Annotated in this window: 18 protein-coding genes and 3 rRNA genes; all 21 read right to left on the bottom strand. The window is 31.9% G+C overall.

Annotated features, from left to right (window positions below):
- Positions 1–52 precede the first annotated feature (52 nt).
- Complete coding sequence (locus ACD762_RS03985; protein WP_423364566.1) at positions 53–736, bottom strand: tRNA (adenine(22)-N(1))-methyltransferase; 684 nt, start codon at positions 734–736, stop codon at positions 53–55.
- Positions 736–1881, bottom strand: a complete 1146-nt coding sequence (gene rpoD / locus ACD762_RS03980; protein ID WP_423364565.1) for an RNA polymerase sigma factor RpoD — start codon at positions 1879–1881, stop codon at positions 736–738. The genes ACD762_RS03985 and rpoD overlap by 1 nt, the downstream gene beginning before the upstream one ends.
- A 17-nt stretch (positions 1882–1898) precedes the next feature.
- Positions 1899–3674: a DNA primase gene (dnaG, locus tag ACD762_RS03975; protein ID WP_423364564.1), complete on the bottom strand. Its 1776-nt coding sequence runs from the start codon at positions 3672–3674 to the stop codon at positions 1899–1901.
- Positions 3675–3684: 10 nt separating this feature from the next.
- On the bottom strand, positions 3685–5043 hold the full coding sequence (locus ACD762_RS03970) for a glycine--tRNA ligase (protein ID WP_423364711.1): 1359 nt from the start codon (positions 5041–5043) through the stop codon (positions 3685–3687).
- A 10-nt stretch (positions 5044–5053) separates the two neighbouring features.
- A complete protein-coding gene (recO, locus tag ACD762_RS03965; RefSeq protein WP_423364563.1) occupies positions 5054–5776 on the bottom strand; it encodes a DNA repair protein RecO in 723 nt (240 codons plus the stop codon).
- On the bottom strand, positions 5763–6662 hold the full coding sequence (gene era / locus ACD762_RS03960) for a GTPase Era (protein ID WP_423364562.1): 900 nt from the start codon (positions 6660–6662) through the stop codon (positions 5763–5765). The genes recO and era overlap by 14 nt, the downstream gene beginning before the upstream one ends.
- Positions 6655–7104 (bottom strand): cytidine deaminase, encoded by a 450-nt coding sequence (cdd, locus tag ACD762_RS03955; protein ID WP_423364561.1) that lies wholly within the window; start codon positions 7102–7104, stop codon positions 6655–6657. The genes era and cdd overlap by 8 nt, the downstream gene beginning before the upstream one ends.
- 13 nt (positions 7105–7117) lie before the next feature.
- Positions 7118–7531 carry a diacylglycerol kinase family protein gene (locus tag ACD762_RS03950; protein WP_423364560.1) on the bottom strand — a complete coding sequence of 138 codons (414 nt, stop codon included), beginning with the start codon at positions 7529–7531 and terminating at the stop codon, positions 7118–7120.
- Complete coding sequence (gene ybeY / locus ACD762_RS03945; RefSeq protein ID WP_423364559.1) at positions 7515–7958, bottom strand: rRNA maturation RNase YbeY; 444 nt, start codon at positions 7956–7958, stop codon at positions 7515–7517. Before ybeY ends, ACD762_RS03950 begins: the two co-directional genes overlap by 17 nt.
- Positions 7952–8896, bottom strand: a complete 945-nt coding sequence (locus ACD762_RS03940; protein WP_423364558.1) for a hypothetical protein — start codon at positions 8894–8896, stop codon at positions 7952–7954. Before ACD762_RS03940 ends, ybeY begins: the two co-directional genes overlap by 7 nt.
- Positions 8897–8902: 6 nt before the next feature.
- Positions 8903–10612: a proline--tRNA ligase gene (locus tag ACD762_RS03935; protein ID WP_423364557.1), complete on the bottom strand. Its 1710-nt coding sequence runs from the start codon at positions 10610–10612 to the stop codon at positions 8903–8905.
- Between the two features lie 71 nt (positions 10613–10683).
- A complete protein-coding gene (gene tsaD / locus ACD762_RS03930) occupies positions 10684–11700 on the bottom strand; it encodes a tRNA (adenosine(37)-N6)-threonylcarbamoyltransferase complex transferase subunit TsaD (RefSeq protein WP_423364710.1) in 1017 nt (338 codons plus the stop codon).
- 12 nt (positions 11701–11712) lie between these two features.
- Positions 11713–12138, bottom strand: coding sequence for a ribosomal protein S18-alanine N-acetyltransferase (gene rimI / locus ACD762_RS03925; RefSeq protein ID WP_423364556.1), 426 nt, complete (start codon positions 12136–12138; stop codon positions 11713–11715).
- Entirely contained in the window at positions 12138–12680 is a 543-nt protein-coding gene (tsaB, locus tag ACD762_RS03920) for a tRNA (adenosine(37)-N6)-threonylcarbamoyltransferase complex dimerization subunit type 1 TsaB (protein ID WP_423364555.1), read from the bottom strand. The genes rimI and tsaB overlap by 1 nt, the downstream gene beginning before the upstream one ends.
- A gap of 1 nt (position 12681) precedes the next feature.
- A complete protein-coding gene (gene tsaE / locus ACD762_RS03915; protein WP_423364554.1) occupies positions 12682–13140 on the bottom strand; it encodes a tRNA (adenosine(37)-N6)-threonylcarbamoyltransferase complex ATPase subunit type 1 TsaE in 459 nt (152 codons plus the stop codon).
- A 57-nt stretch (positions 13141–13197) separates the two neighbouring features.
- Positions 13198–13306 (bottom strand): 5S ribosomal RNA (gene rrf, locus ACD762_RS03910).
- A 38-nt stretch (positions 13307–13344) separates the two neighbouring features.
- A 23S ribosomal RNA gene (locus ACD762_RS03905) occupies positions 13345–16218 on the bottom strand.
- Positions 16219–16477: 259 nt separating this feature from the next.
- A 16S ribosomal RNA gene (locus ACD762_RS03900) occupies positions 16478–18035 on the bottom strand.
- The 16S, 23S and 5S rRNA genes sit together here, the layout of an rRNA operon.
- A 290-nt stretch (positions 18036–18325) precedes the next feature.
- Positions 18326–19405, bottom strand: coding sequence for a glycosyltransferase family 4 protein (locus ACD762_RS03895; protein ID WP_423364553.1), 1080 nt, complete (start codon positions 19403–19405; stop codon positions 18326–18328).
- A gap of 25 nt (positions 19406–19430) precedes the next feature.
- Entirely contained in the window at positions 19431–20315 is an 885-nt protein-coding gene (gene galU, locus ACD762_RS03890; RefSeq protein WP_423364552.1) for a UTP--glucose-1-phosphate uridylyltransferase GalU, read from the bottom strand.
- A gap of 176 nt (positions 20316–20491) precedes the next feature.
- Complete coding sequence (locus tag ACD762_RS03885) at positions 20492–21808, bottom strand: uracil-xanthine permease family protein (RefSeq protein WP_423364551.1); 1317 nt, start codon at positions 21806–21808, stop codon at positions 20492–20494.
- Between the last annotated feature and the right edge of the window lie 6 nt (positions 21809–21814).

Here is a 21814-nt window from a genome sequence, read left to right as displayed (position 1 = left end):
TCTTGGAGTTGAAACCAGTGGTTATTTTACACTTGACTATTATGGTATTTTATTATTTTGATAATAAAAATTGTTTTATTAATTGCATTCTATTTATAAATTGTTCTTTTCTTGGATTATCATCAGGCATGTCTTTTACTATATTAGCATATTTATCATATGTATCTCTTAACAATTCTTGCGTAAGTGGTTCATTTTTTTCTAAGTTTATCTTGCCAAAAAGTAAATCTAATTCAGAATAAATATCATTATTATTTTCTTTTGATGGTTTTGCTTTAATTACTTGATAGATTATTTTATTTTCTTTAACTGTTTTTTCATCTACTATACTAAATTCATTATTTATTAAAAATGTACGTAATTTATAGCTATTAATATTTGGCTGTAAATATAGCGTTTTATCTTTAATTTTAGCAATATCTTTTTGTAAAATATCAACTATTAATGATCCACCCATTCCTGCAATTACGATGTCGCTAACTTCATTTTCATCGATTTTTTCTAAGCCGTTACTTAATAAAACTTGTATTTTATCGTCTAAATAATTGTTAGTTACATTTGTTTTTACATTGTTTAAAGGTCCTATATTTACATCACATGCATATGCTTTTTTTGCTTTATTATTTGTAATTAGATAGATTGCTAACCATCCATGATCACAACCTATATCTGCTACAATTGAATTATGATTATCAATCATTGAAGCTATTGCTTCTAATCTATAGCCTAGTTTCATTATTTTATCATAAAGTCTTTTAATCTTTTTGATTTATTAGGATGTTTTAGTTTTCTTAAAGCTTTTGCTTCAATTTGTCTAATTCTTTCTCTTGTAACATCAAATTCTTTACCTACTTCTTCTAATGTTCTTGTTCTACCATCCTCTAGTCCAAATCTAAGTTTAAGGACTTTTTCCTCTCTATCTGTTAATTCTAAAAGTACTTCTTTTAACTCTTCCTTTAACATTTCATTCGCAGCAAAGTCAAATGGTGAAAGTGCATCTTGATCTTCAACAAAATCACCAAGACTTGAATCATCTTCTTCACCAATTGGTGTTTCAAAGCTAACTGGGTCCATTGCAATTTGTTGTATCTCAAGTACTTTTTCAGGTGTCATACCTTCTATTCTTGCTGCTATTTCTTCTGGTAGTGGATCTCTTCCAAGTTCTTGTACTAAATTACGTTGAACCTTTGTAATTTTATTTATTGTTTCTACCATATGAACTGGTATTCTAATTGTTCTTGCTTGATCGGCAATTGCTCTTGTTATTGCTTGTCTAATCCACCAAGTTGCATAAGTTGAAAACTTAAAACCTTTTGTATAATCATATTTATCAACTGCTTTTAACAATCCGATATTTCCTTCTTGTATTAGATCTAAAAATAACATTCCTCGACCTACATATTTTTTAGCAATTGAAACAACTAATCTTAAATTTGCACTTGTTAATTCTTTAATTGCTTGTTCATCACCTTGTTCAATTCTTTTTGCTAACTCTACTTCTTGTGCCATTGATAATAATTTTACATTACCAATTTCTTTTAGGTACATTTTTACTGGATCATTGATCTTAACATTACTTGATAAATCAAGTCCTGGATCATAGTAGTCAGTATCATAAACTGCATTTAAATCGTAGTTATCTTCTTCTTTTTCATCATCATCTAAGTCTATATCTTCAACTATTTCAGCATCAATATCATCATCTATCTCTGATTCCATTACACCTTCTTCATTTAAAAAAGTGAATATATCATCAATATCATCATCTGTAAAATCATAATCTTTTATATAGTTCATTACATGCTCTTGACTTAATAAACTACCTTTTGCTTCTTTTAAAAGCTCGCTTTTTATATCTTCTAAACTTACTATTTTTACCATAAAAATTACCCCTCTTTTTATTTAAAAATTTCTCTTTTTCTTGATCTTATTTCTCTATTTAGTTCTTGTTTTTCTTTTGCAATAAGTGATTTTTCTATTGGATCAACTGTTATTTTCAATTTATTGTCTAATACTTTAAATTGGTTCATTAATGTTTCTAACTTTAATATTTTAATTGAATCTTCAAAGATTTTTTCTTCACTATATTCTTCATATTCAGTTGTATTTACAATTTGCATTAGTACTGCTATTGTCTCTTTATCTGCGTTCATTGATGCTAAGACAGTAAAGTCAAATATCTTTTCTGAAAGATAAAAAGCCGAAATAGCATTATATAATTTTCGATAATGTTTATTTGTAAACGTTTTGATAGAGTCATTAAATTCATTATAATACTTTATGTCATTCATCATGTAATATAATATTATTTTTGAGGCTTTATCAATTGCATTTTCAGATTCAATTTCTATTATTTTCTTTGGTCTTTCATATGATTCAGTACTTGTGTTTATATCTAATGAAAAGGAGTTCAATAATGAAACTGAAATATTGCTTATTTTAGATATGACATTAAAATAATGCTGTTTATCATATTGATCAGAAATTTTATTCATTTCACTTACTAGTGATATAACTGTTTTCTTTTTATCTTCATAATTGTTCATATTTGTATTGTTAAACTTATACTTAATTAGAAAATCAATACTTGAAATAGGATTGCTTATCTTTTTTACAAAAGCTTCACTTCCATGTGAAAAGAAATATTCATCTGGATCTAGCTTCTCAAAATCAATACACTTTACATTAAATCTATTTTGCTCAATTAACTTTAATGTTTTGTATGTTGCATTTTGACCTGCAACATCACCATCATATGCCAATACAATATTTTTAGTTCCTAAATTATACAACAAATCTAAATGCTTTTGTGTGAATGCTGTTCCCATGACACAAACACAATTTTTAATATTTGCTCTATAAAATGCTATTACATCATTAGGTCCTTCTGTAATATATACTGTTTTGCTACTTTTTATTTCTTCTTTTGCATTATTTATATTGTATAGTATTTTGGACTTATCATACAAAATAGAGTCTCTTGAATTAAGATATTTTGGTGTTTGATCTTTTAATAGTGCTCTTGCACTAAAGCCAACTACATTGTTGTTACTATCTATAATTGGAAATACTACTCTGTTATTATAATTGTCAAAATATTCATTGTTAATTACTCTTACAAGATCAAGTTTTACTGCATCATTCATGTCATAATTTTTTGCTTTTAAGAGATTTGTTAATACATTTTCACTTGAATTAAAACCAATTTTAAAATAATCAATGATATCTTTAGTAATTGTTCTATCTTTTAAATATACATCTAAAAATGGACTGTCTGCATCATCCATTAAATAATCAAAAAGAATTTTTGCTTCTTTATTTAGTTCTCTTAACTTGTTGTATTCATCACTAGTTTGAATGGTACTATTTTTACTAGAACTTATATTTAATTCAATATTAGCAAAATCTGCTAGAATTTGTAGTGCCTCTATAAAACTTATTTTTTTATACTCTTTCAAAAAAGTAAGTGCATTCCCACCTGCGCCACAAGAAAAACATTTATATAATTGCTTTTCTTGTGATATTGACATTGATGGATTGGTATCATTATGAAATGGACATACCGCCAAAAAGTTCTTACCTTTTTGAATAAGTTCTATTTCATTGGATATTACATCTACAATATCTACTTTATCTAAAATTTCTTTTATTTTATCTTCAGATATTCTAGCCATTTATAAACACCTAAAAATTAAATTTATCACTAAAGTAGTTATCTAAATTATCAATTGGTACTCTTACTTGCTCCATTGTATCTCTGTCTCTAATAGTTACAGAGTTATCTTGTTCAGTATCAAAATCTATTGTTACACAATATGGTGTTCCTATTGAGTCTTGTCTTTTGTATCTTTTACCTATATTACCTGCAGCTTCAAATTCTACCATATATTTAGTTGCTAATTTTTCATAAACTTCCATTGCTTTTTCTTTTTGCTGTTTTTGAAGTGGCATAATACATATTTTGATTGGCGCTAAATCAGGATGAATTTTAAAGATTGTTCCTCTTTCTTCATCTTCTTCTAAACCATTGCAAATAAATGCTAAAAGCATTCTATTTAGTCCCAAACTTGGTTCAATTACATATGGAATATACTTTTCATTTGTTGTTGGATCATGATATTCCATGTTTTCTTTTGAACCAGTCATGTGAGATTTTAAATCAAAGTTTGTTCTATTAGCTACTCCCCATAATTCACTTTGACCAAATGGAAACATAAATTCTATATCAGTTGTAGCATCTGAATAGTGTGATAACTCATCTACTTCATGTTCTCTAAACACAAATAGTTCTGGTTTAATTCCGTATGTAAGTAACCATTTTTCACAATAATCTATCCAGTATTTATGCCATTCCATTGCAGTATCTGGTTTACAAAAGAATTCTAATTCCATTTGTTCAAATTCTCTAGTTCTAAATATAAAGTTTCCTGGTGTTATTTCATTTCTAAATGATTTACCAACTTGAGCAATACCTAAAGGCAATTTTTTTCTTGTACTTCTTAAAACATTTTTAAAGTTCACAAATATACCCTGTGCTGTTTCAGGACGTAAATATATTTCGCTACCTTCTTTAGCTATTACACCTTGTTGAGTTTTAAACATTAAATCAAATTCTTTTATTTCACTCCAATTTACTGCTCCACATTCTGGACAAGGTATTTGTTTTTCGTTAATATAATTCAACATTTCATCATGACTCCATCCAGCAGGATTTACTGAGCTGTCAAATTCTTCTATTATTTTATCAGCACGATGTCTTGTATTACATTCTTTACAATCCATTAATGGATCAGAAAAACCACCAACATGACCACTTGAAACCCATACTTGTGGATTCATTAAAATTGCAGCATCTATTCCAACATTGTATGGTGATTGTTGTACAAATTTTTTCCACCATGCTTTTTCAATATTATTCTTTAATTCTACACCTAGTGGACCATAATCCCATGCGTTTGCAAGTCCACCATATATTTGAGATCCAGGATACATAAATCCAGTTTCTTTACAATAATTCACTATTTCTTCCATTGTTTTCATTAAACATCTCTCCTTAATATATATATTTTCTAGATACTAAATTAACTCCAGTATTCTCTGATAAATAATTTGTTAAAATATTCATTATTATTTTATTGCTACTTTTACTACTGCTACTTTTTAACTCTTGATTATTAATTTCATAAAGAGTTGTTAAAACCACTTTATCTTTTAAAATATATGCATTACTTTGGCAATTTTTACAGACAAATCCAAAATTTTCTATATCAAATCCAACGATTGAATTATCATTATTACATATTACACATTTATCTATGATTGGATAAGCGCCTAAAATTACTAAGGTATTATATAAAAATAAATTTATCAAGTAATATATGTTGTTATTTTGTTTAATACTTTCTAAATATTTTTTTATAAAATCATAGTATTTAACATAATCAAAATTATCAATTTCTTTAATTTTATTAAATAACTCTGCTAGTAATAAGCAAGCATTTATTTGATTATAGCTTAAACTTGTATAATCAAAAACACTAATGTTTGTACCACTTTTATACAATGACAATGAATCTATGTTTAACTTTGAAACATCGAAAGTTATTTCGTTAAATTGTTTTATAATATAAAAGCTTTTAGATGTAACTTTTGCTCCACCTTTTACATATAATTGCATAAATCCATATTCTTTACTTAATACACTAACAATTAAATCATTGTCTTTATATTCTAAAACATCAAAAATAATGCCATTTATATCTTTAGTAATCTTCACTATTATAGCCAAGTTCAGCTAATTGAAATTGTTTATTTCGCCAGTCTTTTTCAACTTTAACAAATGTTTCTAAGTATATTTTTGAACCTAGAATTGTTTCAAGTTCTTCTCGTGCAAGCCTTCCAATTTCTTTTAATTTTTGACCATTTTTTCCAATTATAATTCCTTTTTGAGAGTCTCTTTCAACTATTATAGCTGCATTTATTAATATTGCTCCATTTTTCTTTTTCTTTACATTCTCAATTACTACAGCGATTGAGTGTGGAACTTCTTGACCTGTTAGTTGCAATATTTTCTCTCTAATAATTTCTTTAAAAATAAATCTTTCTGGATGGTCACTTACCATGTCATCGGGATAATATTTTATTCCTTCAGGTAAATTAGCTTTTATTAATTCTAGTAAAGAAGTCAAATTTGCCTTTGTTCTAGCTGAAATTGGTATTACCTCATCGAAAATATCTTCATATTCTTTAGGAAGTTTTTGTAAGTATTGGTATAGTTCCTCTTTTGATATTAAATCTATCTTATTAAGTACTAAAAAGACTTTTGAGTTGCTTCCTTTTAAGTTTTCTATTATCATTTTATCACCAGTTGACATTGGTTGATCAACATTAGTTAAAAACATAATTACTTCAACATCTCTAGTAGCACTATAAGCACTTTTATTCATAAATGTTGATAGGTTTGATTTAGGTTTGTGAATACCAGGTGTGTCAATAAACACTATTTGAGAGTCTTCATCTGTTAATATACCTTGGATTTTATTTCTAGTAGTTTGTGGCTTGCTTGACATTATTGCAACCTTTTGATTTAAAAAGCTATTTAAAAGTGTTGATTTCCCTACATTTGGGCGCCCAACTATAGCTACAAATCCTGACTTAAACATTAGCTACTTCCTCATTATTTTTTTCATTATCGTCATCTTTAGCTTCTAATACAAATTTATATGGTAATAGTGTTGCGATATCAGTTTCAAAACAGTCTCCTTTTGTATTGAAAATAAAGATAGGTGTGTTTGGTTCTAGTAATTCAGATAAGACTTGTCTACATGCACCACATGGTGTACCTGGTTCTTCTGATTCAGTTACTAATGCAAATGCATAAATGTCTTCTTTTCTTACACCATTAGCATAAGCACTATTAATACAAGTTCTTTCTGCACATATTGTTGAGCCATATGCAGCATTTTCTATATTTGCTCCAATAAAGGCTTTGTTATCTTTTGTTACTAAAGATGCACCAACTGCATAATTAGAATATGGTACATATGCATTAGCATATCCCTTCATACTTAAATTAAACATTGTTTCTCTTAATTTTTCTTTCATGGTAATTCTCCTTTTATATTAATGTTATTATTTTTGGATAAAAAATAAAGATGCCTATACAAACTGCTCCAATACTTGCTAGAAGAACGCAACCTGCTGCAATATCTTTTACTTTACCTGCACTTTTATTATATTCTGGTGAAATTATATCAATAATATTTTCTACTGCAGTATTCATTATTTCTAAGCTCAAAACAATTATTGATACTATTATAATTGAAATCCATTCAACTTGATTTAAATCTAAGGCTATACCCATTACTAGTACAAGTGCAAAAATCAGTGTTTGATATCTGAAACTTGATTCTTCAGCAAACACCGTATAAATGCCTTTAAAGGCCACAGAAAACTTATTATGATTTTTGTAGTATATCTGTTCTTTTTTCTTTATTCGAAATTTTGCAATTTTTTTAAAGTTTGTAATCATCAAGTATCACCTCTTGCATAGCAAACATTTCTTTTTCATCTAATTCATTCAAATGGTCATATCCAAGACAATGTAATAAGCCGTGTACAAAAAGAAAATTTAATTCTCTTGTTTGCGAATGTCCATATTCTTTTGCCTGTTCAAGCGCTTTATCAACGCTAATAAAGATATCTCCTAAATCTACTTCAAGATGAAATTCTTCTAAAAGCATTCCACTTTCAAAAGAAATAACATCTGTAGCATAATCCTTATTTCGATATTCTTTATTTATTCTTTGTATTTCTTCATTATTAACCAATGTGACACTTATTTCACATTTTTTATTGATATTAAGTATTTTCAATGCAATTTCAAATATTTTAGAATAATCTGTTTTTAAATAATCAAATGATTTATTATAATCATTGTAGAAATTTAACTCTATCATAACGAGTGTATATGGCTATCTTCTGGTTGTAAAAATCCTACAATATATGATACCATTCCTTCAACAATTTTTTCATTTAAATCATAATAAGAGTATAAACTATTATCGATTTCTTCCATGTTTAAAGAGTATACATAATATTCAATTGCAGCAGCATACAACTTAGTTTCTTCCGAATCTATTAATTGAGGATATATTAAATAAGCTGTCATATCTAAAACATCTAAAGCCATCTGTAAAAAACTTGGATTTTTTTCTAATCTATCTTCTATATTATTTTTTGTGATCAAATAATTATGATTATCTAAAACAAGTTGGTTAGCCATTGGTAAAAATGCATATTCTAATCCATTTTTATTTATTATCACTTCATCGCTAATTTGCTGTTTAATCAGTAATTCTAATATAAACGATTTTAAAATTGAATTTTTATTTTGATTTTCTAAGAACAATGATAATTCTTCAAATATATTTCTAATATTTAATTTATCTAAATTTAATATTAATTGCAATTGTGTATCAAAATCATCACCATCTAGTAGAACTTCTTTTACATCATGTTCATGTATATGAATATTTTCTAACCCTTTATCAGATAAAAATAATCTCTTTCTTGCAATAACATCATCATACAAATTATCTAAAACAACATCATATGGTGATTCAATATATGGCATTGAAAGTTCTTCATTTAAAACTGAAAGTGCCTTATCAAACTCTTCTAGTTCTAAAAGCGATAAAATATAAAAGCCTAATATTTCATAATATTCTTTTTCAATTTTATCTGAAATACTTTCAAAAAATGATTTAAGTTCATCATATTTTTTCATTTCATACAAACATTGTGTTTTTTGCAAGTAATTGCCATCCATTATAAGTAACTTTTTTAAGGCTTCTTCATATTTTTCTTGAGTTATTAATTTACTTATTTCATCCATATTAGCCTACTTTACTAGATAGTTCAAAACACTATCTGCACTTATTTCAATTTTTTCTTCAGTTAGTCTATCGTTGAATTCAACAATTCCTTCAACCGCTTTTTTTCCAACAATTATTCTTTTTTGAATACCAATTAAATCAGCATCTGCAAATTTAGAACCAACTCTTTCTTTTCTATTATCATAAAGTACTTTAATTCCTTCTTGAGTTAATTTATTGTATAGCTCTTGTGCAATATTTAATTGTTCTTCTTTCTTTTGATCTACTATTATTAAGTGGACATCAAAAGGTTGTATTTCTTTTGGCCAGATTAAGCTATTGTTTTCATCATTAGAATGAGATTCTATTATTGCCATTAAAACGCGGCTTATTCCTAATCCATAACATCCCATTTGCATTGGTACTTGTTTTTGTTCTGGATTTAAATAAGTACAATTCATAGCTTTTGAATATACATCACCTAATTTGAAAATATGTCCAACTTCAATACCCTTTGCAAATTTTAAATTATCATTACAGTTAACACATTTATCAGTTTCTTTAACTTCTTTGATATCTGCAACAAAATCAGCATTATAATCTCTTCCAAGGTTAATGTTAATGTAATGTGTATCAACTATATTACCACCTGCAGTATGGTTTGTCATATTTTCTATTGACTCATCTGCAACAATAATAAATCTGTCTTTTGTTTTTAAATTTACTGGTCCAATAAATCCTTTTAATAGACCTTGTTCGATTAATTCTTCATCAGTTAATTTTCGCAATTCGCCTTTTACTAAATTATTTAATTTAACTTCATTAATTTCATAATTTCCTGGAGAAACCACTAAATAAAATTTATTAGTAATGTCATCTTTATAAGTAATATATTTTGCAACTCTATTTAAATTCATATCTAAAAATCTAGCTATATCTTCTACTTTTGACACATTTGGAGTATCTATTAATTTAAGTGTTAATACTTCTTCATTATTTGGTTGTGCAATATCATATTTAGCTATTGCTTTTTCTAAATTAGCTTGATATCCACAAGTTTCACAATAAATCAAAGTGTCTTCTCCAATTTCACTTATTGCCATAAATTCAGTTGAATCACTGCCGCCAATTGCTCCGTTATCAGCACTAACTTTTATAACATCTAAACCACATCTTTTGAAAATGTTATCGTATGCTTTTTCCATTTCTTTGTAATGAACATCTAAATCTTGATCATCGACATGAAATGAATAAGCATCTTTCATAATAAATTCACGTCCACGCATCAATCCAAATCTTGGTCGAGCTTCATCTCTAAATTTAGTTTGAATTTGATATACAGATAATGGTAGTTGTCTCCATGACTTAACACTATCTCTAATTGTAGAAACAACTAATTCTTCAGCAGTAGGTGCTAAACAAAATTCTCTATCATGTCTATCACTCATTCTCATTAATTCTACACCATATTTAGTCCATCTTTGTGACTCTTGCCAAAGTTCTTTGGGCTGTAAAATTGGCATTGTTAATTCTACAGAAGATATTTTTTCTAATTCTTCTCTTGTAATTTTTTCTATATTTTGCATTACCATATTCGCTAATGGAAGATAGGTAAATATACCTGCAGCTACTTGTTTAATCATTCCTGCTTTTTGCATTAACAAAAACGATTTAGCAGTGCTCTCATCATTAATTTCGTTTCTTTGAGTTGGTATAAACAATCTACTTTGTTTCATTAAACCACCTAAACCTTTCTCTATCAATTTATTATACCATATATTTAGTTGTATATGTGTCAAAAAAGGCCTTATTCGGCCAATTTTCGATTAGGATTTACACTGAAGCTATAATTATTAGTGTACGCTTCCTTTTTATAATGTGATGCTACACTTGCAATCATTGCAGCATTATCTGTTGTTGCCCAAAGCGGAGGTAAAACCAACTCAACTAAAGGTAATTTTTCTTTAAATTCTTCCGTTATTTTTTCTCTTAAATAAGAATTTGCAGACACTCCACCAGCTAATACAACTTGTACAGCATTAAATTCTTTTGCAGCCATTAAAGTTTTAGAAATTAATGGTGCTATAGCACTTGTTTGAAATGAGCAAGCAATATCATCGTTATTGTACGATTCTTTTTTCATCTTTAAAGTATTAACTTTATTTATAACTGCTGATTTTAAACCACTATATGAAAAGTCGTATGTTTTGTCATTTTTAGGAATCGGAAAGTTGTAAATATCTGTTCCACTTTTAGCTAGTTTATCTATTATAGGTCCTCCAGGATATCCAAGTCCTAATACCCTTGCTATTTTATCGTAACTTTCCCCAATAGCATCATCATGAGTTTGACCTAAAACTTTGAATTCTAGGTGATTATTCATTAATACTAATTCTGTGTGCCCACCAGAAACTACTAAAGCTATAAGAGGAAATTTTAAATCAGTTATCAACTCATTAGCATAAATGTGACCTGCGATATGATGAATTGGTAATATTGGTATATTATTAAGATAGGCTATTGATTTTGCAAACATTACACCTACATGTAGTGCACCAATTAAACCCGGTCCATTAACAATAGCAATACCATCAACATCTTCAATTGATATATTAGCTTTACTCATTGTTTCTTTAAATACACTATCGATATTTTGTAAGTGCAACCTAGATGCAAGTTCTGGAACTACTCCTCCATTAAGACTATGTTGATCTATTTGGCTTGAAACTATATTTGCTAAAAGTTTTTTATTACCCTTAAGTATTGACATCGCTGTTTCATCACAACTTGTTTCTATTGCTAATATAATTCTTTCATTTTCTATCATTTTATATTCCTACTTACTATAAATAAAAGCATGTTTGCCTTTTCCATAATAATCTTTCCTTTCATTAATTTTAATAAAACTATTTTTTTCATAAAATTTTATAGCTTGTTCATTATCAAAAGCAACTTCTAAATATATAAAGTCATTACCATTTACTTTTTTTTCGTTCTCTATAATTTGAAGCAATTTTTGGCCTATTCCTTGTGATTGATACTCTTTAGAAACCACAATCATAATTATTTCTAGTGTTTCAAATATATTATGTAAAATATAGTATGCAATAATTTGATCTTGATATTCTATTACTTTAAAAGAGCTTATATCAAAATCTAGTTCATTAGCATAATTATCATAGGACCACTTATAAGAAAAAAGAGAATCATGCAATAATAATATATTATTAATATCGGCCTTAGTAGCGTTTCTTATATTCATTAAAATGCTTCCTTTACATATAATGAAGAAATATCTAAAGAATAAATTTCATTTTCAATTAAATGTAAGACATTATCAGGAATTTTACTAATACTATTTTCATATGTATTTATATTTTTATTCTCTAAAATGACATCTGATTTTTCTAATAGTTGTGGCTTGTTGAATTTATTATTTAATACCTTAACATAATAATACTTACCACCTCTAGCATCAATTATAGATTCTGAATCTACAAAGTTGTCAACTAAAGTATGTAGTGTATTAATAGTATAAATGTTCACTTTTTTACTAACTAATAAAGCTTTTGCAAAAGATAACCCAACACGAATTCCTGTAAAACTACCTGGACCATTTGCAAAGAAAAAATCTTGAATTGAATCAATGTTTGTATTATTTGATTTTAAGAACAAATCTAGTTCATCAATAAATTTCTCTGATTGGTTTCTATTTGTATTTATTATTTTACTATTAATTATTCTATCATTATTAATTAATACAAAAATAATAAATTGATTAGTTGTATCAATGTATAATTTCATTTTAATTTAACTCCTTTATTATATCTAGTATTTTATCGCTTGCATGTATAATAATCTTTCTTTTATTATCACCGATAATTTCTATGTTTAATTTTAATAAACAGATATCTTGAAATTCTTCTGGTAAAAAAGTAGACCACTCTATAATTGATATCTCATTAGGATCAAACCAGTAATCTTCAAAGCCATTATCATAGACATTTTCTTTAATTCGATATAAATCAAAATGGTTTAATGCAGAAGAATTAAACTCATATCTTTTAAAAATATTGAAAGTAGGAGATGTAACTATTTCATTAATACCTAAATTTTTAGCTAATAATTTTGTGAAAGTGGTTTTCCCAGCACCTAGGTCTCCATCCAAAAAGATTACTCCCTTACTTTTCGAGACAACACTAGCTATTTTTTTTGCAAAAAGTGCTGTTTCATCCAAACTACTAAGTATTAGTTCAAGCTTCATAATTAACTCCTCCTATTTTTAAATATAATAAAAAGCCCTATTAAGGGCTCTTGCTTTGCCTGGCGATGTCCTATTCTCGCACTTTCGTACTACATTCGGCGCTAAGATGCTTAACTTCTGTGTTCGGTATGGGTACAGGTGTGTCCATCTTGCCATCAACACCAGACTTTGTAAAGTCTTTGCTGAATAATATTAGTCTTTTTCAAGGTTAAGTCCTCGACCTATTAGTAACACTCAGCTTAATACATCGCTGTACTTACACATGTGTCCTATCTACCTTGTAGTCTTCAAGGGGTCTTACTTATTGGGATATCTCATCTTGAAGTAGGCTTCCCGCTTAGATGCCTTCAGCGGTTATCCTTTCCCTACTTAGCTTTCCAGCCATGCCACTGGCGTGACAACTGGTGCACCAGAGGTAGGTCCATCCCGGTCCTCTCGTACTAAGGACAGCCCTTCTCAAATATCCTACGCCCACGACAGATAGGGACCGAACTGTCTCACGACGTTCTGAACCCAGCTCGCGTACCGCTTTAATGGGCGAACAGCCCAACCCTTGGGACCGAATTCAGCCCCAGGATGCGATGAGCCGACATCGAGGTGCCAAACCTTGCCGTCGATGTGAACTCTTGGGCAAGATCAGCCTGTTATCCCCAGGGTAGCTTTTATCCGTTGAGCGACGGCCATTCCATTCTGCACCGCCGGATCACTATGCCCGACTTTCGTCCCTGCTCGAGTTGTTGCTCTCGCAGTCAAGCACCCTTTTGCCATTGCACTCTTTGCATGATTTCCATCCATGCTGAGGGTACCTTTGGGCGCCTCCGTTACCTTTTAGGAGGCGACCGCCCCAGTCAAACTGCCCACCAGACACTGTCCTATACCCCGTTTAGGGGTTCTAGTTAGAGATTCAATATATCAAGGGTGGTATCCCAACATCGCATCAATACACACTTGCGCATGTATCTCTTTTGCTCCCACCTATCCTGTACATAATATACTAAATCCCAATATCAAGCTACAGTAAAGCTCCATGGGGTCTTTCCGTCTTGTCGCGGGTAACCTGCATCTTCACAGGTACTAAGATTTCACCAAGTCTATTGTTGAGACAGTGCCCAAATCGTTACGCCTTTCGTGCGGGTCGGAACTTACCCGACAAGGAATTTCGCTACCTTAGGACCGTTATAGTTACGGCCGCCGTTTACTGGGGCTTCGGTTCTGTGCTTTGCATTGCTGCTAACACTTCCCCTTAACCTTCCAGCACCGGGCAGGCGTCACCCCCTATACTTCGTCTTACGACTTTGCAGAGAGCTGTGTTTTTGGTAAACAGTCGCTTGGGCCTATTCACTGCGGCTTATATTTCTATAAGCACTCCTTCTCCCTAAGTTACGGAGTCATTTTGCCGAGTTCCTTAACAATAGTTCTCTTGCTCACCTCGGAATTCTCTTCCTGACCACGTGTGTTCGTTCTCGGTACGGGCATTGTTACAATTAGCCATAGAAGCTTTTCTTGAAAGCTGGCATCGGGTGTTCTTGATTGCTCAATCTTGTCTAGTCTTTAGATTATGTACTACGGATTTGCCTATAGTACTCCTTCTACTAGCCTACTAACATCCATCTCGCTAGCTCACCCTAGCCTTCTTTGTCACTCCTTCTGTTGTAACAACGGTGCAGGAATCTCTACCTGCTGTCCATCGACTACGCTTTTCAGCCTCGCCTTAGGTCCCGACTTACCCTGGGCGGACGAGCCTTCCCCAGGAATCCTTAGTCAATCGGTGTAAGGGATTCTCACCCTTATTCGCTACTCACACCGGCATTCTCACTTCTAATCAATCCACTCACTCCTCACGGTATGGCTTCTTCTCAATTAGAACGCTCTCCTACCACATTTCTGTCCTCAGCTTCGGTGTTATGCTTAGCCCCGGTAAATTTTCGGCGCAAAGTCACTCGACTAGTGAGCTGTTACGCACTCTTTGAAGGATGGCTGCTTCTAAGCCAACCTCCTAGCTGTCTGTGCAACTTTACATCCTTTTCCACTTAGCATATACTTTGGGACCTTAGCTGGAGATCTGGGCTGTTTCCCTTTCGACTACGGACCTTATCACCCATAGTCTGACTCCTGATCATATCTTTCTGGCATTCGGAGTTTGATTATACTCAGTACCCCATGCTGGGGCCATCATACATTCAGTGCTCTACCTCCAGAAGACTCTTATCAAGGCTAGCCCTAAAGCTATTTCGGAGAGAACCAGCTATCTCCAGGTTCGATTGGAATTTCACCCCTAACCACAGCTCATCCTCGCACTTTTCAACGTGCGTAGGTTCGGTCCTCCATTTAGTGTTACCTAAACTTCAACCTGGCCATGGCTAGATCACCTGGTTTCGGGTCTATGACTACATACTTTGCGCCCTATTAAGACTCGCTTTCGCTTCGGCTCCATATCTTCTATTTAACCTCGCATGCAATCATAACTCGCCGGTTCATTCTACAAAAGGCACGCTATCACCCTTTAACGGGCTCTAACTTTTTGTAAGCATATGGTTTCAGGTTCTCTTTCACTGCCCCTTCCGGGGTTCTTTTCACCTTTCCCTCACGGTACTGGTTCACTATCGATCACTTGGTAGTATTTAGCCTTGCCAGATGGTCCTGGCGGATTCCAACAGGATTTCTCGTGTCCCGTTGTACTCAGGATTCCACTTTGTGTTGAAGTAATTTCGCCTACGAGGCTTTCACTCTCTTTGACTTACCTTCCCAGGTAATTCGGCTATCACTCGCTCACTCTATTGTGGTCCTACAACCCCGCATCGCTGCGGTTTGGGCTTCTCCCCGTTCGCTCGCCGCTACTAGGGGAATCACTTTTGTTTTCTTTTCCTCTAGGTACTAAGATGTTTCAGTTCCCTAGGTCTGCCTTGTCATGCACTATGTATTTATGCATGCATTTAGTTATCTCTAACTATGGGTTCTCCCATTCGGATACCCCTGACTACGAGTGTTATCCTCTTATCAGGGCTTTTCGCAGATTACCGCGTCCTTCTTCGGCTCCAAGTGTCTAGGCATTCACCATACGCTCTTTCTTCCTTAACCTTACTTTTTTTTCAAGTTTATTCTTGCGTTTTTTTGAAAGTTTCGCTCTTTCTTTTGCTTGTTTTTTGTAAAATCTTTAGTATTACCCACTCCAATAAACAGAAATTCCTTCCATTTATTTTTGTTTGTCTTACTTATCTATCTTGTTTGTTTTCTAATATTATTCAGTTGTCAAAGATCTTTACTACTTAAGAAGTCTTTTCGACCTCTCAAAACTAAACAGTACTGCCTTTTTCAATCCAGCCTTCTTTCTCCTTAGAAAGGAGGTGATCCATCCCCACCTTCCGGTAGGGATACCTTGTTACGACTTCACCCCAATCATCAATCCCACCTTAGGCGACTCCTTCATTGCTGTTAGGTCATCGACTTTGGGTGTTATCAACTCTCGTGGTGTGACGGGCGGTGTGTACAAGGCCCGGGAACGTATTCACCGCGGCATTCTGATCCGCGATTACTAGCGATTCCAGCTTCATGTAGTCGAGTTGCAGACTACAATCCGAACTGAGATCAGCTTTTTGAGATTTGCTTGCCCTTGCGAGTTTGCTTCTCTTTGTACTGACCATTGTAGCACGTGTGTAGCCCAGATCGTAAGGGGCATGATGATTTGACGTCATCCCCACCTTCCTCTAGCTTGTCACTAGCTGTCTTGTTAGAGTCCCCACCTTATATGCTGGCAACTAACAATAGGGGTTGCGCTCGTTGCGGGACTTAACCCAACATCTCACGACACGAGCTGACGACAACCATGCACCACCTGTCTTAGTGTTAACCTCCACTATGCTTCCATAGCTTCGCACTAGATGTCAAGATCTGGTAAGGTTCTTCGCGTTGCTTCGAATTAAACCACATGCTCCACCGCTTGTGCGGGCCCCCGTCAATTCCTTTGAGTTTCACTCTTGCGAGCATACTCCCCAGGCGGAGTACTTAATGCGTTTGCTTCAGCACTGGGTTGCCCCAACACTTAGTACTCATCGTTTACGGCGTGGACTACTAGGGTATCTAATCCTATTTGCTCCCCACGCTTTCGTGCCTCAGTGTCAGTTACAGACCAGAAAGCCGCCTTCGCCACTGGTGTTCCTCCATATATCTACGCATTCCACCGCTACACATGGAATTCCGCTTTCCTCTTCTGTACTCTAGTTATGCAGTTATCATGGCATTATGGAGTTGAGCCCCATTCTTTAACCACAATCTTTCATAACCACCTGCGCACCCTTTACGCCCAATAATTCCGGATAACGCTCGCCACCTACGTATTACCGCGGCTGCTGGCACGTAGTTAGCCGTGGCTTTCTGATAAGGTAATGTCAAGTGCAAAGCATTTCCTCTTTGCAGTTTTCCTCCCTTATAACAGAGATTTACAACCCGAAGGCCTTCTTCTCTCACGCGGCATTGCTCCATCAGGGTTGCCCCCATTGTGGAAAATTCCCTACTGCTGCCTCCCGTAGGAGTCTGGGCCGTGTCTCAGTCCCAGTGTGGCCGTTCACCCTCTCAGGTCGGCTATGCATCGTCGCCTTGGTGAGCTTTTATCTCACCAACTAGCTAATGCACCGCAGGTCCATCCTTTAGTGAAGCTTGAAAGCTTCTTTTAATCTTCCACCATGCGATGGTTGATATTATCTGGTATTAGCAGTCGTTTCCAACTGTTGTCCCAATCTAAAGGGTAGGTTACCTACGTGTTACTCACCCGTTCGCCACTAAGAAAATGATCCAAGTTTAAAATGCAAGCACTTTATTCTTGGTTTTCTTCGTTCGACTTGCATGTATTAGGCATGCCGCCAGCGTTCATCCTGAGCCAGGATCAAACTCTTCATATTAATTTATTGACAGGATAATTGTGTTATCCATTTGTTTTGATTTCCTGACTGAATTGAATTGACAGTTCTGTTTAGTTTTCAAAGATCGTTGCATTTTCAAACTCTTGTTTTCTAATGCCCTTATATGATAAAACTTTTTGCAATTAAAGTCAACAGTTTTTGTAATAAATATTCAAATTATTTTAAGTATTATTTTACAATTGTATTAATATGTTAACATTTTCTATATCAAGTAATTATATTTATATTTTTATATAATTAATTATAATATTTTTCTATAAAAAATAGGCTTAGAGCCTATTTCGTTTTTTATCGCTTATTTTATATGTAATTTGTTTTGATATTTTTTTTGCTATATATTTTTTCTCTGGCAATGTTAAAACATATTCATATATTTTTTTCATTTGCATACCGACTAAATGAATATCTTTTGTCTTTGCAACTTCATATCCATTTATTCTTATTTCATTTTTTTCATTATTAACAAAATAAGTTATCTTGTCTTTAAAATCTTGAATTGTTTTAGCTTTTAATACATCTTTTCCATCCTCTAGCCAATCTTGATACACAGGAATATCTCTAATTATAACGTTTTGTTTACTTGCTAGCGCTTCTAAAACAACAATTCCTTCCGTTTCTTCATATGACATAAATATAAAAGCTGTAGCTGCAGAAAAAGCTCCTTGTATTACATTACCTGCAATGTATCCAGGAAATAGGCAATTAGTTGGTTTATTATCCATTGCTTCTACTATTTCTGCTGGTATGCTACTTTTAGCAATGTGTCCAAACCAGATAAATTTATACTGTGGTAGTTCTTTTGCAAGTTCAATAAAATCTATAATTCCTTTTCTTTTGAACCACAAACCTACTGAAATAAATACTTTTTCTTCAGGTTTTAAATTAAAATAATTGAAAAACTCTTTTTCTTTATTTATATCAGGTTCATATTTTGTTAAATCAATTCCATTTGAAATTGCCATAACGGGTACTTTTATACCGTAACCTTCAATAAGTTTTTTAGAGTATTCTGTTGGTGTCAAAATCAAATCGGCTTTAGAGTATAGTCTAATTAACCATTTTTTCAATCCTGGAGCAATATAATTTGACATTTTAAATGAATTCTCAAAATCTTCTTTTGTTGTATGTGCATGATAAATGACTTTTGCATTTTGTTTTCTTGCATATCTAATTGCTTCATCACTTTTTAAAAATATTGTATTAATATGTAATATATCGTAATTATCTTTGAAATTCGTTGTATATTCTATGTTATTTTGTTTACAAATTTCTACTTGGTGCGAAAATGCACGGCCAATCCCTGATTTCTTTATGTTATTGATACCTTCAAAGTAGATACAAACTTTCATATAATCACCTTTTCTATATACTTATTTATTTTGCTATTTGTTTAATATATTCTAAAACTTTATCTTTCAATTCATCTCTTCTTAAAGCATAATCAATAGTTGCTTTAACAAAACCAAATTTATCTCCAACATCATATCTAGTCCCCTCAAAATCATAGGCATATACTTTTTGAGTTTCCATTAACGTTGCTACTGCATCAGTTAATTGAATTTCATTTCCTTTACCTGGCTTTTGATTTTCTAAAATATCAAATATTTCACTTGTTAATATATATCTACCTAAAACAGCCATTTGACTAGGTGCTTGATCTTTATTAGGCTTTTCAACCATTCCATTCATTTGATGTAATCTATTATTATCTTTTATATCACCTGAAATTGAAACAATCCCATATTTTTCCACTTCTGCTTTATCAACAGTCTGCACTCCCATAATACTTGAGTTTGTTTCATCATAAGCATCTATTAGCTGTTTCAATGCTGGTTTATCTTCACTATAAACAACATCATCTCCTAGTAATACAGCAAATGGCTCACCTGCTATAAAGTCTTTAGCTGTATAAATTGCATGACCTAAACCTTTTTGTTCTTTTTGTCTTACATAGTAAATTTCAGCCATGTCAGCAATATCTCTAATAATTTTTATAAGATCTGTTTTACCTGATTGTCTAAGTTTTTCTTCTAATTCTAAATTATAGTCAAAATGATTTTCAATTGCTTGTTTATCATCATTTATAACAATTAATATTTGTTCTATTCCTGATTTTGTTGCTTCTTCTACTATTAATTGAATAGTTGGTATATCAACTATTGGTAACATTTCTTTTGCTTGTGCTTTTGTAGCAGGTAAAAATCTTGTCCCTAAACCTGCAGCTGGTATTACAGCTTTTCTAACTTTTTTATTTATCATTACTATTCCCCTTTAATAATTTTGATTTATAATAACTCATAAATCTTATTATATTATATTTTAAAGAATATTTCATGAAATATTCAATTATTTATCTTACATTTTCGTAAGATATACAAAATTTCTGTTATATTAAACAGAAAAAAACCAAATATTTTCATACTTGGTTTTTGTTTTTATACATCTATATTCATGTCTTCTTCGTTAATGAGTTTATCAAACTCTCTTCCTTCTAAATCCTTATTATGAGGCAAAACAAGATTCAATATCATCCCTACTAATGCTGCTAATGCCATTCCAGAAATTGTAAGAGTTGATGTTATGTTAAACGCTGCTCCACCAATTCCTAATATTAGCATTGAAGCTGCTATTACTAAATTTCTAGAATCATTGAAATTTGTTTTGTTTTCTATAAGTATTTTTACACCATTACTAGCAATTATTCCAAAAAGCATAATTGAAATTCCACCCATAACAGGAGCAGGAATACTATAAATAAATGCTGCAACTGGTTGTAAAAAGCTTAAACACATTGCAAAGATTGCTGCCAACCCTATTACATAAACTGAACCTACTTTTGTAATTGCAATTACTCCAGTATTTTCTCCATATGTAGTATTTGCTGGTCCACCTATCAATCCTGCAACTAAAGAAGCTAAACCATCTCCTAATAGTGTTTGTTTCAGACCTGGATCTTTTATAAAGTCTTTTCCACATATACTTGATAATACAGTATGATCACCAATGTGCTCTGCTATTGTTACTAATGCTAGTGGTAAAAACATAGGAATTACACTCCAATCAAATTGGTAATCTATAAATGCAAATTGAAATGGTGGTGCTGCAAAAAGACTGATATTATTAAATGAACTTAAGTCAACTGCTCCTAAAGCTAAAGCAAATAAATAACCTGAAATAATACCTATTAAAATTGGAATTATTTTAAAGAAACCTTTACCTATAATTGACACTAATGCTGTTACCAACAATGTAAAGGCTGCTATTAAAGCACTTTGAGCATTAAATGCATCAGCACTTAATCCTGCATTAGTTACAGCACTTGAAGCTAACCCTAAACCAATAACCATAATCATTGGTCCAACAACTATAGGTGGCATTAATTTCTTAAGCCAATTGATACCTGTAAAACGTAAAATTACTGATACAATTGCATAAGTAATACCAACTACCATTAACCCTGATGCTACTGCACCATATCCACCATTTTGTAAGCTAAGTGATATTGCACTAATATAGGCAAAAGAGCTACCTAAATATACAGGCACTTTTCCTTTTGTACAAGTTATATATATTAGTGTTCCTATCCCTGAACAAAATATCGCTACAGCTGGATCTAAACCAGTTAATGCAGGTACTAATACTGTTGCACCAAACATTGCAAACACGTGTTGAAATGATAGTAGTATCCATAAAAAGATATTTTTAGGTTTTTCGTTTATTTTAATTTTAAGTAGTTCTTTATTATTATTCATGTATTT

This window comes from Mycoplasma sp. P36-A1, from assembly GCF_049478495.1.
GTDB lineage: Bacteria > Bacillota_I > Bacilli_A > JAJDGJ01 > JAJDGJ01 > P36-A1.
This window is presented reverse-complemented; position numbering and strand designations above follow the sequence as displayed.